Source organism: Streptomyces apricus (genome assembly GCF_008369065.1).
Classification (GTDB): Bacteria; Actinomycetota; Actinomycetes; order Streptomycetales; family Streptomycetaceae; genus Streptomyces; species Streptomyces apricus.
In genome coordinates this window covers 627,619-643,322 of the sequence record NZ_VDFC01000040.1, presented here as the reverse complement: position 1 = coordinate 643,322, position 15,704 = coordinate 627,619, and the positions used below count along the sequence as shown (strand labels likewise).

Below are 15,704 nucleotides of genomic sequence, written 5' to 3'. Positions count from 1 at the left end.
CGACACGGGGACAGGACAGCAGCCCGGCCTCCGGCCCGGCGAGATCTCCGGGCAGATCACCGGACCCGGGCAGGCGGGCGAGCGCACCGTGCCACCGGGGCAGATCGTCGACCCGTACGGCGTACGGCCGCCCGGTTCCTGGCACGGCGCGGCGCCGCGCGGCGGCAACGGCGGTGGGTACGCGCCCCCGGCCGCACCGCCGGCCGAACGCGCCGCCGCCATGGACACCGGCACCACTGCGGGCACCGGCGCCGGAACCGGCAATGGCACCAACGCCAACACCGGTACCAACGCCAACACCACCACCGGCGCCGGTGTGGAGCCCGCCCGGTGGAACCAGCTCACCTCCGCCGCGGCGCCCGCCGGGCGCGGTCCGGCCACCGCGCTGGCCGCCGAGCGGGCACGGCAGGCGCGGATGGCCGTCGTGGGCCCCGTCACCGAGCGCTGGGCCCCCGAACAGGCCGGGCCCGTGCACGAGAACTGGCAGCTCGCGGCGCCGATCGGCCCCGCCACCGACCTGTGGGCGCTGGGCGCGCTGCTCTTCCGCGCCGTCCAGGGCCACGCGCCCTACCCCGAGGAGAGCACCGCCGAGCTGGTGCAGCTGGTGTGCGCGGAACCGCCCGCCTTCGCGGAGGAGTGCGGCCCGCTGCGGCCGGTCGTGGAGTCGCTGCTGCGCCAGGACCCCACCGAGCGGCTGGACTTCGAGGAGCTGCGGGGCTGGCTGCGTTCGCTGGTGCGGTCGGCGCCCGAGCCCGAGGCCGGCGCGTACGTCGTCCCGGCGCCCCCGGTGGACCCCGCCCGGCTGCCCGTCGTACGGCGCCGGGGCGAGATGGTCCGCAGGCGCCGCGCCGGGCTGCCCGCCACCAGCCCGCACGGCCGGCACAAGCGGGACCGGCAGGGCAGGGAGGCCGGGCCCCGAAGGCTCGGCCGCACCCTGCTGCTGGTGATCCTGCTCGCCATGGGCCTGGCCGTCGCGTACGCCGTGGCGTTCATGCCCAAGTCCGACTCCGGCGGGGAGCGCACCGGTTCGGCCGGAGAGGTCGTCAGTCCCACCCCCGGGCACTCCTCGGACACCGGCGCCGACCCGGACGGGAAGGCCGGCACCGACCCGCAGGACGGGAAGACGCCGAGCGGGGAGAACAGCCCGACGCGCTCGTCCAGTTCCACCGCCCAGACCACCGGGCCCGAGCTGCCGCAGGGCTTCACGCTGCGCAAGGACTCCGAGGGGTTCCGCGTGGCGGTCGCCAACGGCTGGGACCGGACGGGGAGGAACGGACGCGGGCAGGTCGTCTACTCGCACGGCCGCTTCGAGCTGCTGGTCGTCCCGGGCCGCGACACGACCAAGGAGTACGGCGGCGACCCGATGACGTACCAGCGCGAGGAGGAGCGGGAGCTGCAGCCGTTCCGCGACTCGACCTGGGCCACCTCCAGCGGGATGCGCCGCATCGACGTGGGCGGACGCGCCATGGCCGAGGGGCAGTTCACCTGGCAGGACTCCTCGGGCGACGAGGTGTTCGTGCGCAACCTCGTGATCATCGCCGGCGGGCGGTACCACGTGCTGCAGGTGCGCGGTCCCGAGGCCGAGCGGGACGAGGTGACGCGGCTGTACGAGCAGGCGTCGTCGACGTACCAGATCACCGGCTGACAGGACGTCATGACCCTGCGTGCGCAGGGCTCTTGCGGGACCTGGACGGGAGTCTTCCGGGTCACCGTGCGTGACGGTTCCGGTGGATCGGGGCACAACGCCTGATCACCCGGCGGACACCGCCCGTTCACGCGCCCGGCAAGCGTCACAGTGCTGTCTCCGTAGGACCCCGGCGGTTCCCTGGGCGGGTGCCGGTCCTTAGTCTGACCCTGTCAAGACCATTGCGGGGAAACGTGAATCAGATGCAGGGCCTGCTTCTGGCGGGGCGCTACCGGCTCGTCGACTCCATCGGCAGTGGGGGCATGGGCCGCGTGTGGTGCGCACGTGACGAAGTGCTGCACCGCTCCGTCGCGATCAAGGAGCTGACGGCCGCGCTCTACGTGTCCGAGAGCGAGCGCGCCGTGCTGCTCGCCCGGACCCGGGCCGAGGCCAGGGCGGCCGCGCGGATCAACCACTCCGCCGTCGTCACCGTGCACGACGTGCTGGAACACGACGGCCGGCCGTGGATCGTGATGGAACTGGTCGAGGGGCACTCGCTCGCCGACGCGGTCAAGGATGCGGGGCGCATCGAACCGCGGGAGGCGGCCCGGGTCGGGCTGTGGGTCCTGCGCGCGCTGCGGGCCGCCCACTCCGCCGGGGTGCTGCACCGCGACATCAAGCCCGGCAACGTCCTGCTCTCCCACGACCGGCGCGTGCTGCTCACCGACTTCGGGATCGCGCAGGTCGAGGGGGACACGACGATCACGCGTACCGGCGAGATCGTCGGCTCGGTCGACTACCTGGCGCCGGAACGCATCCGCGGCCAGGACCCGGGCCCGTCCGCCGACCTGTGGGCCCTCGGCGCGACGCTCTACACGGCGGTCGAGGGCCGGTCGCCGTTCCGGCGGACGACGCCCCTGACCACCATGCAGGCCGTGGTCGGCGAGGAGGCGGAGGCCCTGGAGCACGCCGGGCCGCTGACGTCCGTCATCACCGCCCTGCTGCGCAAGGACCCCGCCGAGCGGCCCGGGTCCGAGGAGGCCGAGCAGATGCTCGCCGAGGCGGCGGAGGGGCGCACGCCGGACGCGGCGCAGGCGTACGTGCCGACGCAGCACGTGGCCACCACCGGCGAACCGGACAGCGGGACCCACGGCCAGGGGATCCAGGGGCACCAGGGCGGGTACGGGCAGGGACCGGCCGCGGCGCCCGGACCGCAGGGCACCACCCACGCCGGCGCCCACGGGGCGTACGGACCCCACGGGGCGTACGGGACGCAGGGCGGCCGGTACCCGCAGGACGGGTTCGGGGCGTCGGGCGGCCACGACACCTACGGCGGTCAGGGGCGGACCGGGCCCGATCCGGCCGTCCACACCGCGCACCAGCCGGCGGTGACCGGCGGACGCGGCAGCCGCCGGGCCCGTACCGTCGCCGCGGTCGTGCTGGCCGCCGCGCTCGTCGGGGGCGGCGGCGTCGCGGCGCTCATGCTGGCGGACGGGCGCGGGGACGACGACACGTCGACGTCCGCGGGGCCCACGTCGTCGTCCGACACGCCGTCCCCCTCGGACGGCGGGGACGACGGCAAGCAGACCGACGGGGAGCAGGCCGGGGACGTCCCCGAGGGCTGGGAACGGGTCGAGGACGTCAAGGGTTTCAGCCTCGTGCTGCCCGAGGGGTGGAAGCGGCAGGTCGAGAACGACCAGGTCGACTACACGCCCGACGGGGGCGAGCACTTCGTGCGGATCGCGGTGAACGACTCCCCGGACTTCGACACGCCGTACCGGCACCTGGTCGACCTGGAGGAGCAGCTGGCCCGCCTGAGCGACTACCGGCGGATCACCCTGGAGGCCAACACCTACCGGGACCGGCCGGGGGCGCTGTGGGACTTCACCTGGACCGCGCTGGCCAAGGACACGGAGTTCCCCGGTCCGCGGCGGGCGATCGAGCAGGCGTACTACAGCCGGGACGGCGTCGAGTACGTGATCTACATGTCGTCGCCGGCGGCGGACTGGGACACCGCGCGCGAGCAGTTCGACACGATCCTGCGCGGGTGGCGGCCCCAGCAGTGACGTTCCGGCCGGCCGCGGGCGCGTCACGGCCGGGCACGCGGCCTCCCGCGCCCCGGCGGGAGGCCCCGGACGTGGACTCGTGTAAGCGTCGGTTGTCGGCCACGAGCGGTGTCCGGCCCCCGGAGGGGTCCAGTCCGGTGCGGCATGATGGGGCGCATGGGGACCCAGGGGGAGAGACCTGAGGACAACGTCCGTGTCATCGCGGGCCGTTACCGCCTGGGGGCCAGACTCGGCCGGGGCGGCATGGGCGTGGTGTGGCAGGCCACGGACGAGCTGCTCGCCCGGCAGGTCGCCGTCAAGGAACTCCCCGTCGACACCTCCCTCTCCGCGGAGGAGTCCCGGCTGCAGCGCGAACGCACCCTGCGGGAGGCGCGCGCCGTCGCGCAGCTGCGGCATCCGCACATCATCGTCGTGCACGACGTCGTCGAGCAGGACGAACGGCCGTACATCGTCATGGACCTGCTCGAAGGCGGCTCGCTCGCCGACCGCATCTCCCGGGACGGACCCGTCGACGCCGCCGAGACGGCCCGGATGGGGATCGACCTGCTCAGCGCACTGCGCAAGGCGCACGGCGCCGGGGTCCTGCACCGCGACCTGAAGCCCGGGAACGTGCTGCTCAACCTGGAGGGCAGGGCCATCCTCACCGACTTCGGGACCGCGCAGGTCGCGGGCGCGACCACGCTCACCGAGAGCGGGTCGTTCGTGGGGTCGCCCGAGTACACCGCGCCCGAGCGGATGTCGGGCGTCAGGACCGGCCCCGAGTCCGACCTGTGGTCGCTGGGCGCCCTGCTCTGCACGGCGCTGAGCGGTGAGTCCCCCTTCCGGCGGGACTCGCTGAGCGGCATCCTGCATGCGGTCGTGGTCCTGTCTCTTATACACATCTCCGAGCCCACGAGACTAGGCATGTATACCCGCCCCCGGCCGCCGCCCCCCTGCTCCCCGTCATCCTCGGCCTCCTGGAACGCGACCCCGAACGGCGGCTCGACGCGGTGGAGGCGGAACGGCTGCTGCGGGCGTTCCTCGCCACGGGCCACATGCCGCCGCTCCCGCCCGGCCGCATGCGGGGCCGTCCTGACACCGCCGGGCACGGCCACGGCACGCCCGGACCGCCCGTCCCGGAGCCGGCGGTACGGCTCCCGCTGCGGCCGGCCTTCGTCGTCCCCTCCTCCATGCGCAACGCGCTGATCGCGGCCGCCCTGGTGGCGGCGGTGGCCGTGGCGGGCGTCTCGGCGGCGGCGCTGCTGATGGGCGACGACGGCAACGGACTGACCCCGCCGACGCGTTCGGCCTCCTCGTCCCGCACGGCCGGCGCGACCAGCGGCAGCGGTACCGGCACGGGGGACACCGGCGGCTCCCGGCCGTCGGCCTCGGCGAGCCGGACGGTCCCCACGGGGTACCGCCTGGTCCGGGACGCGGAGGGGTTCTCCCTCGCGGTCCCGGTGGGCTTCACCCGGGAGGTGCAGGGCGAGCGCGTCTACTACGTGTCGGCGGCGAAGACCTTCCGCATCGGCGTCAAGGTGTCCGACCCCGAGCCGGGCGGACCGCTCGCGGTGCTGCAGCGCGCCGCGGCGCAGGGGCCTGACACCTATCCCGGGTACCGCGACGGCCGGGTCACCGAGACCACCCGCTCCGCACGCCCCGCCGCGCTCTGGGAGTTCACCTGGAACGGCTTCAGCGCGGCGGAGGGCGCACGGCACCTCTACGACCTGTCCTGGGAGGAGGGCGGCCGGATGTACGACGTGCTGGTGTCGGCGCCCGTCGGCCAGGCGCGCCAGGCGCGGGAGTACTTCGACGTCGCCGTCGACACGTTCGTCCGGGCGCGCCCCTGAGCCCCACAGCACCGCAAAAGCCCCATAAGACGCACCGCGCGTCACGGGTCTGTGACCGGAAAGCGCCCGGGGTGGAGCGGGGGTGGCGGGCGCGATAAGGATGGACCCATGAGCAGCGACGGGGGAGTTCCGCACGGATCCGGCGAGCCGACGAGTTTCGTCCTGCGGCCACCGCATCCGCCGGCCGCCGTGCCGCACCCCGGGAACCCGTACGCCACGCCCGCCCGGGAGACCCCCGGATCGCAACAGCAACAGCCGCCGTCGGAGCCTGCTCCTGGGCCGGAGACCGCGCAGGCCCCGCGCGAATCCGGCACCGGGCGCCTCGTCGCGGGCCGCTACCGGCTGCTCGGCAAGCTCGGCCACGGCGGGATGGGCACCGTGTGGCGGGCCCGGGACGAGACGGTGGACCGGGAGGTCGCGGTCAAGGAACCGCGCGTCCCCGACCACCTTCCCGAACGTGAACGGGCCAACGTCTTCGAGCGGATGCGCCGCGAGGCGCGCGCCGCGGCCCGGCTGGACCACCCGGCCGTCGTGACCGTCCACGACGTCGCCGTCGTCGACGGCCGGCCGTGGATCGTGATGGAGCTGGTCCGGGGCCGCTCGCTCGGCGACGCGCTCCAGGAGGGCACGCTCGACGCACGGGAAGCGGCGAGAACCGGCCTCGAAGTGCTCGGCGCGCTGCAGGCCGCCCACGCGGCGGGCATCCTGCACCGCGACGTCAAGCCGGACAACGTCCTGCTGGGCACCGGCGACCGGGTCGTCCTCACCGACTTCGGCATCGCGCAGATCGAGGGCGAGACGAACCTGACCGACACGGGCGGCTTCGTCGGCTCGCCCGAGTTCATCGCGCCCGAGCGGGTGCTGGGGCAGCGGCCCGGCCCGGCGTCGGACCTGTGGTCGCTGGGCGTGGTCCTGTACGCGGCCACGGAGGGCGTGTCGCCGTTCCGCCGCAGCAACACGCCGGCGACGCTCCAGGCCGTCCTCAACGCCACGCCGGCCGCGCCCGGTGCGGCGGGCGGCCCGCTCGCCGAGGCCGTCGGGGGCCTCCTGGACAAGGACCCGAACCGCCGCCCGGACGCGGCGCGCGTGCGCACGCTCCTGGAGCAGGCCGCCCGGCCGCCCCGGCCGGCACCCACGCGGGCCGGCCCGCTGCCGGCGGCCGCTCCCCGGGGCCGGGCGGGCCGCCTCGGCCGCAGGGCGTGGATCGGCATCGGCGGCGGCCTCACCGCCGTGGTCGTCGCGGCGGCGGTGGCGGCGTACCTGGTGGTCGCGGACCCGTTCGCGGGCCCCCTGCCCGACGGCTGGAAGAAGACGGACCTGAAGGCCCTGGGCGCGACGGTGGCCGTACCGGACGGCTACCGGAAGACCGTGCCGAAGGCGGACGCGCCCCCGGACGAGCACTGGGTCAGGTTCACCGACCGGAGCGGCGCCCTCTGGATCAGCCTCTCGCTGGACAGGGCGGCGGAGGACACCTCGGACGAGATCGCCTCCACGGCCGCGGCGCAGATGTACGAGGACGACGCCGCGTACAAGCAGAGCGGCTCCTACGGCCTCGACATGGACTCCGAGCCCGCGCCCAGGAGCGACGCGAACGAGGCCGGGTACAAGGGCAGGAAGGCCGCGAAGAACACCGTCTCCTACTCCACCACGGACACCACCGACCCGCTCCCGCGCGAACTGCAGGTCTTCTACTACCGGACCACGTCCGGCGACATGTACCGGCTCATGGTCGGCTACCCGGGCCAGGGCGACTTCACCGAGCGCGGACGCGAGGTCGCGAGGACCGCCCTGGCGAACCTCGACATCGACAAGTTGTGAGCAGGAACCGCTGCAGGAACCGCCGTTCGAACCGGAGGCGGAACGCCGCGTCGCCTCCGGGGGGCATACTGCTGCCCTCGGACAGCTGGAGAGGCGGCAGGCGTGGGCCTGGATCTTGACGGACGGGCGCATGCCCGGCAGCGGTGGGCGGCGCGCGGTGCCCTGACCGCCGGCGGTGTCGCGGTGCTGCTGCCGCTCGGGTACGCGCGGGTCGAGAGCCTGCTGCTCGTCGCCGTCGGCGTGCTGGGCACGGCGGTGACGGTGGCCGCGCTGTGGTGGGTGCTGACGCTGCGCGGACCGGCCCGGGCGGGGGCGGTGGCGCTGGCCGTCGCCACGCCCGCCGCGGTCGTCTGGTTCTTCGCCGCGGAGAACCTGCTGTGGGTCGTGACCGTCTCCCTGGCGCTGTGGGGGTTCGCCGTCTGGGCCGGGAAGTTCGCGCTCAGCAGCACCAGGTCCCACACCGTGACCGTGCCCGAGCACCACACCCCGCCGCCCCGCAGGCCCTTCCTCATCATGAACCCGCGCTCCGGGGGCGGGAAGGTCGAGCGGTTCGGGCTGCGGGAGAAGGCCGAGAAGCTCGGCGCGCGCGTCCACCTGCTCGACCCCGAACGGCACGAGGACGTGACCGAACTGGCCCGGCAGGCCGTCGCGGACGGCGCCGACCTGCTCGGCGTCGCGGGCGGCGACGGCACGCAGGCACTCGTCGCCGCCGTCGCCGCGCGGCACGGCATACCGTTCCTCGTGATCAGTGCCGGCACCCGCAACCACTTCGCCATGGACCTCGGGCTCGACCGGAGCGACCCGGCGGCCGGCCTGGACGCCCTCACCGAGGACGGGGTCGAACTCCACGTCGACCTCGGCTTCGCCGACACCCACCCCTTCGTCAACAACGCCTCGTTCGGCGCGTACGCGGTGGTCGTGCAGAGCCCCGAGTACCGCGACGACAAGGTCCGTACGACGCTGGAGCTGCTGCCCGAGCTGCTCACGCACCAGCGCGGGCCGCGGCTGACCGCCCGGGTGGAGGGCACCGAGACGGGCGGGACGGCCGTCGTCGACGCGCCCCAGGCCCTCCTGGTGAGCAACAACCCCTACCGCATGGACGATCCGGCCGGACTCGGCTACCGCGAGCGCCTGGAGTCCGGGGTGCTCGGCGTGCTCGGGGTGACGGTCGCGAACGCCGCCGAGGCCGCCGGGCTGCTGCTGGGCCGCCACTCCACCGGACTCACGGTGCTGACCGCCCGCGAGGTGGTCGTGGACGCCGACCGCGCCGAGGTCGAGGTCGGCGTGGACGGCGAGGCGCTCGTCCTGCCCACCCCGGTACGGTGCCGGATCGAGCCCGGCGCCCTGCGGGTGCGCGTGCCCAAGCACCGGCCCGGCGTCCCGGAGACCAAGCCGCCCCTGGACTGGCGGCGGCTGCGCAAGCTCGCGGCGGCCGTGGGCCGCACCGCCCTCCCCAGGCAGCGGGCCCTGTCGCCGGAGGCGGCGCCGCCGGAGAACCGGACCCCGCCCACCGCCTGACGTCGACAAGTTCCGGCCCCGCACGGTAGTCATGGGGCATGAGTGAAGACGGGGGGCGCCCGGCCGGGGGACGTCTGATCGGCGGCCGCTACCGGCTGACCGAGCGGATCGGCTCGGGCGGCATGGGCACCGTGTGGCGGGCCGCGGACGAGCTCGTGGGCCGGGACGTCGCGGTCAAGCAGCCCCGGCTGCCCGGGGATCCGCAGGACGCGGCGCACCAACGCGCGTACCACCGACTGCAGCGCGAGGCGCGGGCCGCCGCGCGCGTCGAGCACCCCGGCGCCGTCGCGATCCACGACGTGGTCGTGGAGGACGGGCTGCCGTGGATCGTCATGGAGCTGATCCGCGGCGAGTCGCTGCACGAGGTGCTGCGGCGCGGCGCGCTGCCGCCCGCCGAGGCGGCGCGGATCGGACTGGCCGTCGTGGGCGCGCTGCGGGCCGCGCACGCGAAGGGCATCGTGCACCGCGACGTGAAGCCCGCGAACGTGCTGCTCGGGGAGCACGGCCGCGTGGTGCTCACCGACTTCGGCATCGCGCACATCCAGGGCGAGGAGTCCCTGACGACGACCGGGGAGTTCGTGGGCTCCCTGGAGTTCATCGCCCCGGAGCGGATGTCCGGCCGGGGCGCGGGCCCCGCCGCGGACCTGTGGTCCCTGGGCGTCTGCCTGTACGCGGCCGTCGAGGGCTGGTCCCCGTTCCGGCGTACGACGCTGGAGTCGACCCTCGCCGCGATCCTGTCCGCCGAGCCGCCGCAGCCGGAGCGCGCGGGGCCGCTCGGGCCGCTGATCGTCCGGCTCCTGGCCAAGGACCCGGACCGGCGGCCGGAGACCGGCGAGGTGGCCGCCGCGCTGGAGTCGGTGGCGGAGGGCTGGCCGGTACCGCACGGCGACCTGACCGCCCCTCAGGAGGCGTCAGGGTTACGTCAGTTCGCGGAGGACACCGGAACGGTACGGGTGGGCAGGGCGTCCTCGGTCCCTCCTGCACCCGACCCGGCACCCGCTCCGGCACCCGACCCGGCGCAGGAGCCGGAGCGGGCGGAGGGAACGGAGGGGGCGGCGGCCGACACGAGGACCGACGCCGTGGACCCCGCCTCCTCGCCGGCACCCTCGCCGGCGGTCTGCTCATCGCGGGCGGCGTCTGGCTCGGCACCTCGTTCGCCGACGGCGGGAGCGGACCCGCGGGGAAGGGGACCCCGGTACGGGCCGGGACCGACTCGGCGCCCCTGGTCCCGGAGCCGAAGGTCCCCGCGGACGGCGAGGTGTGGACCGCCCGTCCCGAGAAGGACCTCGGGGCCGTGCTCCACCTCCCCCGGCAGTACGTGCGCTTCCACGAGCAGGGCGGCGCCGACGACCAGCCGCGCATGGCGATCTACGACAACGACGAGGTCGTCCAGGTGCGGCTCACGCAGTGGGACAAGGCGCCGGCCTCTCCGATGGGCCGGGCGCGGGAGCAGGCCGAGACGTGGGCGGGGTACGGGAAGTCGAAGACGCTGTACACGCCCACGTCCTTCCACGGGTACGAGGCCGTCATCGCCGACACCACCTACGAGACCGAGGGCACCGTGACCCGTGTCATGGAGCTGATGGTGCTGACCGACGACAGCCGCATGTACGAGCTGCGCGTGGACATGCCCAAGGGGACGGCGCACGAGAAGCGGGGCACGGCGGTGTTCAAGGGGGCCAGGGAACGCCTGGAGATCGACCCGTGACGCGTCCGGAACCGTTTTCCCCTCCGCCCCACCGGACAACGCCCTGATCAGGCCGTTTACTGCCAGTGATCACTGGCGGCTTGTGTGTGGTCGGTGAAACCCTGTTACCGACGGGTACCCAAAGAGCGCGAGCGGGCATACCCTGCGGCACATGACGGACTCGCAGGCCCCGGCACAGGCCCCGGAAAAGACCGGCACCAACCCTCTCGCGCCCGCACCCGAAGGCGCCCGCACGGCCGCCGACGTGGTCACGCCGGAGCTGATCGCCCAGCTCACGCGTGGCGTGGTCGGCTCGGGCCGCACCGCGAACCACACGCCGTTCACCGGCGAGAAGCTGGCCGACCTGCCCGAGTCCACGCCCCAGGACGTGGAACTCGCCTACGAACGGGCCCGCGCGGCCCAGGCCGTCTGGGCGCGGATCCCCGTCAAGGAGCGCGCCGCGGTCCTCCTGCGCTTCCACGACCTCGTGCTGGCCCGCCAGGCCGAGGTGCTCGACCTGATCCAGCTGGAGACCGGCAAGGCCCGTCTGCACGCCCACGAGGAGGTCCAGGCGGTCGCCGTCGCGGCCCGCCACTACGGCCGCCGGGCCCCCTTCTACCTGCGCCCCAAGCGGCATGCGGGCGCCATGCCGACCCTCACCAAGGTCACCGAGCTGCGCCACCCGCGCGGCGTGGTCGGCCAGATCGCCCCCTGGAACTACCCGCTGGAGCTGTCCGTCGGCGACGCGCTGCCGGCTTTCGTCGCGGGCAACGCCGTCGTGATGAAGCCCGACACCGAGACCTGCCTCACCGCCCTGTGGGCCCGTGACCTGCTGGTCGAGGCGGGCCTGCCGGCCGACGTCTTCCAGGTCGTCCTCGGCGAGGGCCCCGTCATCGGCCCGGAGGTCGTCAAGCACGCCGACTACGTCTCCTTCACCGGCTCCACCCGCACCGGCCGCGAGGTCGCCCAGGGCGCGGCGGCCCGGCTGGTCGGCGTCTCCCTCGAACTCGGCGGCAAGAACGCCATGCTGGTCCTGGCGGACGCCGACATCGAGCGGGCGGCGGCCGGCGCGGTCCGCGCCTGCTTCTCGTCGGCCGGCCAGCTGTGCATCAGCATCGAGCGGCTGTACGTCCACGCGTCGGTCGCGGACGCGTTCCTGGAACGGTTCGCCGCGCGGACCAGGGCGATGCGGCTCGGCACGTCCCTCGCGTACGGCGCCGACATGGGCTCGCTGGTGGGCGAGCGCCAGCTGGAGACCGTGACCCGGCACGTGGAGGAGGCCGTCGCCAAGGGCGCGACGGTCCTCGCGGGCGGGGTCGCGCGCCCGGACGTCGGCCCGTACTTCTTCGAGCCGACGATCCTCGACGGCGTCGAGGCGCCGATGGCGGTGTGCGGTGAGGAGACCTTCGGCCCGGTCGTCTCGGTCTACCGCTTCACCGACGAGGACGAGGCGATCGAGTCCGCGAACGCCACGGCGTACGGCCTCAACGCGTCGGTCTGGACGAAGGACGGCCGCCGCGGCGCCGAGGTGGCGGCCCGGCTGCGCACCGGGACGGTCAACATCAACGAGGGCTACGGGCCCGCGTACGGCAGCGTCCAGTCGCCGATGGGTGGCATGAAGGACTCCGGCCTCGGCCGCCGCCACGGCTCCGAGGGCATCCTCAAGTACACGGAGGCCCAGACGGTGGCCCACCAGCGCCTGCTGCCGATGGCGCCGTCCCTGGGCATGGACGACGAGAAGTACGCGGCCTTCATGACCCGCAGCCTCCGCCTGATGAAGACACTCCGCTTCCGCTAGGCGCCCTTCAGGGGCGCGAGGCTACATCGAGATGCGGCTCCGCCGCGTGGGCGCGAGCAACCACGAACCACCCGCACGGCACACTCAAAGGGGAGACGGCACGTGCCTCAGGACGCATACGACTACGACGTGATCGTCGTAGGATCCGGCTTCGGCGGCTCCGTGACCGCCCTGCGCCTCACGGAGAAGGGCTACCGCGTAGGTGTCCTGGAAGCGGGCCGCCGCTTCACCCCGGACACGCTGCCCAAGAACTCCTGGGACCTCAAGAACTACCTCTGGGCGCCGAAGCTCGGCATGTACGGCCTCCAGCGCATCCACCTCCTCGGCAACGTCATGGTGCTCGCGGGGGCGGGCGTGGGCGGCGGCTCCCTCAACTACGCCAACACCCTCTACGTACCGCCGAAGCCGTTCTTCGAGGACCCGCAGTGGAAGGACGTCACCGACTGGGAGGAGGAGCTGAAGCCGTACTACGACCAGGCCCGGCGCATGCTCGGCGTACGGCTGAACCCGACCATGACCCCCTCGGACGTCCACCTGAAGGCGGCCGCGCAGCGGATGGGCGTGGGCGACACCTTCCACATGGCGCCGGTCGGCGTCTTCTTCGGCGACGGCGAGGACGCCGACGGCACCGTGCGGGCGCGGCCGGGACAGCCGGTGCCGGACCCGTACTTCGGCGGCGCGGGACCGGACCGCCGGGCGTGCGCGGAGTGCGGCGAGTGCATGACGGGCTGCCGGCACGGTGCGAAGAACACCCTGAACGAGAACTACCTCTACCTCGCCGAGAAGGCGGGCGCGGTCGTCCACCCCCTGACGACCGTCGTGTCCGTCACGGACGACTCGCGCGGCGGTTACGCCGTCACGACGCTCCCGACGGACCGGGGCCGCCGTCCCGGGAAGGGGGGACGCAAGCGCGGGGGCCGCAAGGGCGAGGGGCGCGTCCTCACCGCCCGCCGGGTCGTCCTCGCGGCCGGCACGTACGGCACGCAGACCCTGCTGCACCGCATGAAGGCGAGCGGCCGGCTGCCGCACGTGTCGGACCGGCTGGGCGAGCTGACCCGTACGAACTCCGAGGCCCTGGTCGGCGCGCAGACCGACAACCGGCGCTACCGCAAGGCCACCGGCGAGGCGAAGGTCGACTTCACGCGCGGGGTCGCGATCACGTCCTCGATCCACCCGGACGCGAACACCCACATCGAGCCGGTCCGCTACGGCAGGGGCTCGAACTCGATGGGCAGCCTGTCGATCCTCCAGGTCCCCTACACGGAGGGCTCGTCGCGGTTCCTCGCCTGGCTGCTCAACGCGGCCAGGCACCCCAGCCGCATGGCCCGTTCGCTCTCCAACCGCCGCTGGTCGGAGCGGACCATCATCGGCCTGGTGATGCAGTCCCTCGACAACTCCCTGACGACGTACCTGAAGCCGAAGGGCGCGGGCAAGGGCCTGCTCACCGCGCGGCAGGGGCACGGCGCCCCCAACCCGAAGCAGATCAGGGCCGCCTCCGAGGGCGCCTCGGCGATCGCCGCCGAGATCAACGGCTTCGCGGGCTCGAACGTCGGCGAGCTGATGGGCATGCCGCTGACCGCCCACTTCCTCGGCGGCTGCCCGATCGGCGCGTCCGCGCAGGAGGGCGTCATCGACCCCTACCACCGGCTGTACGGGCACCCGGGCATCTCCGTCGTCGACGGCGCCGCGGTCTCGGCGAACCTGGGCGTGAACCCGTCCCTGACCATCACCGCGCAGGCCGAGCGCGCGATGTCGTACTGGCCCAACAAGGGCGAGGAGGACCCGCGTCCGGCGCAGGGCGCGGCGTACGAGCGCCTGAAGCCGGTGGAGCCCCTGGCGCCGGCGGTCCCCGCCACCGCCTTCGGCGCCCTGAAGCTCCCGTTCCTCGGGATGCCGGCGGTGCCTCCGAAGAAGTAGCCGCCCCCGAAGGAGTAGCGGCCCCCGAAGAAACAGCCCGCGGACCGGCCCCGTACAGGACGAAGGACCTGCGCCCCCCTCCGAGCGCAGGTCCTCACGTCACGTACGGGTCACGTACTCACGTACGGGTCACGTACTCACGTACGGGTCACGTACTCACGTACGGGTCACGTGCTCACGTACGGGGTCACGAGTCGGCGCCGGCCTTGCGGCGGCGGGCGACCACCACGGCGCCCACACCGGCGACGAGGGCGACCCCGCCCACGAGGCCGATGGTCGGCAGCGCGGAGCTGGACCCGGTCTCGGCGAGGTTGCCGGTCGGCAGCTCGGAGACGTTGCCCTGCGGCTTCTTCACCGGGTCCTTGTCGGCGTCCTCGTTCGGCTCCGCCGTACCCGGGTCCGTGTTGTCCGAGCCGGCCTTCAGGACCTCGAAGTCGTACTGCGCCCAGCCCTCGGCGACGCAGTCCTGGCCCTCGACGCTGTCCAGGTAGGCGCCGGAGCCGAAGGAGTACGAGTCACCGGCCGGCGCGCCCTTGTCGATGCTGAAGCGCAGGTCGACCTTCTCGCTCGCCTCGGACTTCAGCTCCTCGGCGTAGAAGAAGTAGTTGCCGGCCCAGTTCTCGTCGCCGATCCGCTCCCACTTGCCGGACTCGGTGTTCTTGAACTGCAGGGTGACGTACGGGCTCAGGAACTTCGACTCGTCGAGCTCGTAGTTCTCGATCTCGGCGTAGAAGGCGACACCCTCGATGTCGGTCTCCGACTCGTTGGTGACGACCAGCTGGAACTTGTGGAAGCCGTCGCCCGCCACGATCTTGCCGGGCAGGCCCTTGATGTCCGCGGACACCTTGGCGTCGCCGTAGTCCTCGTCCAGGTCCTCGCAGAACGGGGCGTCCGGGTCGCCCGGCTCCTCGGTCGGCTCGGGCGTCGTGCTCGGCGACCCGGTGGCCGACGGGCTCCCGCTGCCGGCCGGAGGCGTGACCGTCGCGCTCGACGAGGGGATCTCGCTGGTCGGCGGCGTCGTCGTGGCCGTCGCGGTGGGCGTCCCCGAAGCGGTGGTCTCGGTCTCCGTGGGAGCCGGCGTCGTGGACGCGCTCTCGGTCCCGCCGGGGCTGGGCTCGGCGAAGGCGGCCGGGGCCGACAGCAGCGCGAGCGGGGCTATGACGGCGGTCGTGGCCGCGGCGGCCATGACACGGCGAAGCTTCATGAAGACCTCAAAAGTCCGGTGCGCCGCTGCGTCGCGGCGCGAGATTCGGGAGGCCTCCGCGTGGCGGTCGCGGGTATGGCCGTAGGTTGCGCAAGTGAGACCCGTGACCCGGGTGAAGGGTTGTCCTGGAACTCACAGAATTCTCATGTGGGCTGGGTCACACGAAGGGTCGACTTGTGAACTCCCGTGCGCACACCTTAGAACTGACCGTCGGTCGGCCGACGGGGCCGGGCACGAGGGGGA

Annotated in this window: 9 protein-coding genes and 2 pseudogenes; 10 read left to right on the top strand and 1 reads right to left on the bottom strand. The window is 73.7% G+C overall.

Going from position 1 to position 15,704, the window contains the following annotated elements:
• The 10 genes and pseudogenes from FGF04_RS41095 to FGF04_RS15775 form a co-directional block, all read left to right on the top strand.
• A pseudogene (locus FGF04_RS41095) lies at positions 1-1,645 on the top strand (hypothetical protein); the annotation flags it as partial.
• 242 nt (positions 1,646-1,887) lie between these two features.
• On the top strand, positions 1,888-3,690 hold the full coding sequence (locus FGF04_RS15805; RefSeq protein ID WP_149511926.1) for a serine/threonine-protein kinase: 1,803 nt from the start codon (positions 1,888-1,890) through the stop codon (positions 3,688-3,690).
• 156 nt (positions 3,691-3,846) lie between these two features.
• Positions 3,847-4,875 (top strand): serine/threonine-protein kinase, encoded by a 1,029-nt coding sequence (locus FGF04_RS42060; RefSeq protein WP_408055625.1) that lies wholly within the window; start codon positions 3,847-3,849, stop codon positions 4,873-4,875.
• Positions 4,860-5,519 carry a hypothetical protein gene (locus FGF04_RS42055; RefSeq protein WP_408055624.1) on the top strand — a complete coding sequence of 220 codons (660 nt, stop codon included), beginning with the start codon at positions 4,860-4,862 and terminating at the stop codon, positions 5,517-5,519. Before FGF04_RS42060 ends, FGF04_RS42055 begins: the two co-directional genes overlap by 16 nt.
• Positions 5,520-5,627: 108 nt before the next feature.
• Entirely contained in the window at positions 5,628-7,337 is a 1,710-nt protein-coding gene (locus tag FGF04_RS15795; RefSeq protein WP_149511925.1) for a serine/threonine-protein kinase, read from the top strand.
• Between the two features lie 102 nt (positions 7,338-7,439).
• A complete protein-coding gene (locus FGF04_RS15790; RefSeq protein WP_149511924.1) occupies positions 7,440-8,855 on the top strand; it encodes a diacylglycerol/lipid kinase family protein in 1,416 nt (471 codons plus the stop codon).
• A 38-nt stretch (positions 8,856-8,893) separates the two neighbouring features.
• Positions 8,894-9,640, top strand: a pseudogene (locus FGF04_RS41850) (serine/threonine-protein kinase); the annotation flags it as partial.
• Between the two features lie 509 nt (positions 9,641-10,149).
• Positions 10,150-10,563: a hypothetical protein gene (locus tag FGF04_RS41845; RefSeq protein WP_328596390.1), complete on the top strand. Its 414-nt coding sequence runs from the start codon at positions 10,150-10,152 to the stop codon at positions 10,561-10,563.
• A gap of 151 nt (positions 10,564-10,714) precedes the next feature.
• Positions 10,715-12,340, top strand: coding sequence for a succinic semialdehyde dehydrogenase (locus FGF04_RS15780; RefSeq protein WP_149511923.1), 1,626 nt, complete (start codon positions 10,715-10,717; stop codon positions 12,338-12,340).
• A 102-nt stretch (positions 12,341-12,442) separates the two neighbouring features.
• Positions 12,443-14,257 (top strand): GMC oxidoreductase, encoded by a 1,815-nt coding sequence (locus tag FGF04_RS15775; RefSeq protein WP_149511922.1) that lies wholly within the window; start codon positions 12,443-12,445, stop codon positions 14,255-14,257.
• Positions 14,258-14,444: 187 nt separating this feature from the next.
• Here the strand turns inward: FGF04_RS15775 and FGF04_RS15770 are convergent, their stop codons facing one another.
• Positions 14,445-15,461 carry an LAETG motif-containing sortase-dependent surface protein gene (locus tag FGF04_RS15770; RefSeq protein WP_149511921.1) on the bottom strand — a complete coding sequence of 339 codons (1,017 nt, stop codon included), beginning with the start codon at positions 15,459-15,461 and terminating at the stop codon, positions 14,445-14,447.
• Between the last annotated feature and the right edge of the window lie 243 nt (positions 15,462-15,704).

Bases quoted from the DNA above. Each gene is read 5' to 3' on its own strand.
- FGF04_RS15795 (WP_149511925.1), top strand. From the start codon at position 5,628: ATGAGCAGCGACGGGGGAGTTCCGCACGGATCCGGCGAGCCGACGAGT.
- FGF04_RS42060 (WP_408055625.1), top strand. From the start codon at position 3,847: ATGGGGACCCAGGGGGAGAGACCTGAGGACAACGTCCGTGTCATCGCG.
- FGF04_RS15805 (WP_149511926.1), top strand. From the start codon at position 1,888: ATGCAGGGCCTGCTTCTGGCGGGGCGCTACCGGCTCGTCGACTCCATC.
- FGF04_RS15780 (WP_149511923.1), top strand. From the start codon at position 10,715: ATGACGGACTCGCAGGCCCCGGCACAGGCCCCGGAAAAGACCGGCACC.
- FGF04_RS42055 (WP_408055624.1), top strand. From the start codon at position 4,860: ATGCGCAACGCGCTGATCGCGGCCGCCCTGGTGGCGGCGGTGGCCGTG.
- FGF04_RS15770 (WP_149511921.1), bottom strand. From the start codon at position 15,461: ATGAAGCTTCGCCGTGTCATGGCCGCCGCGGCCACGACCGCCGTCATA.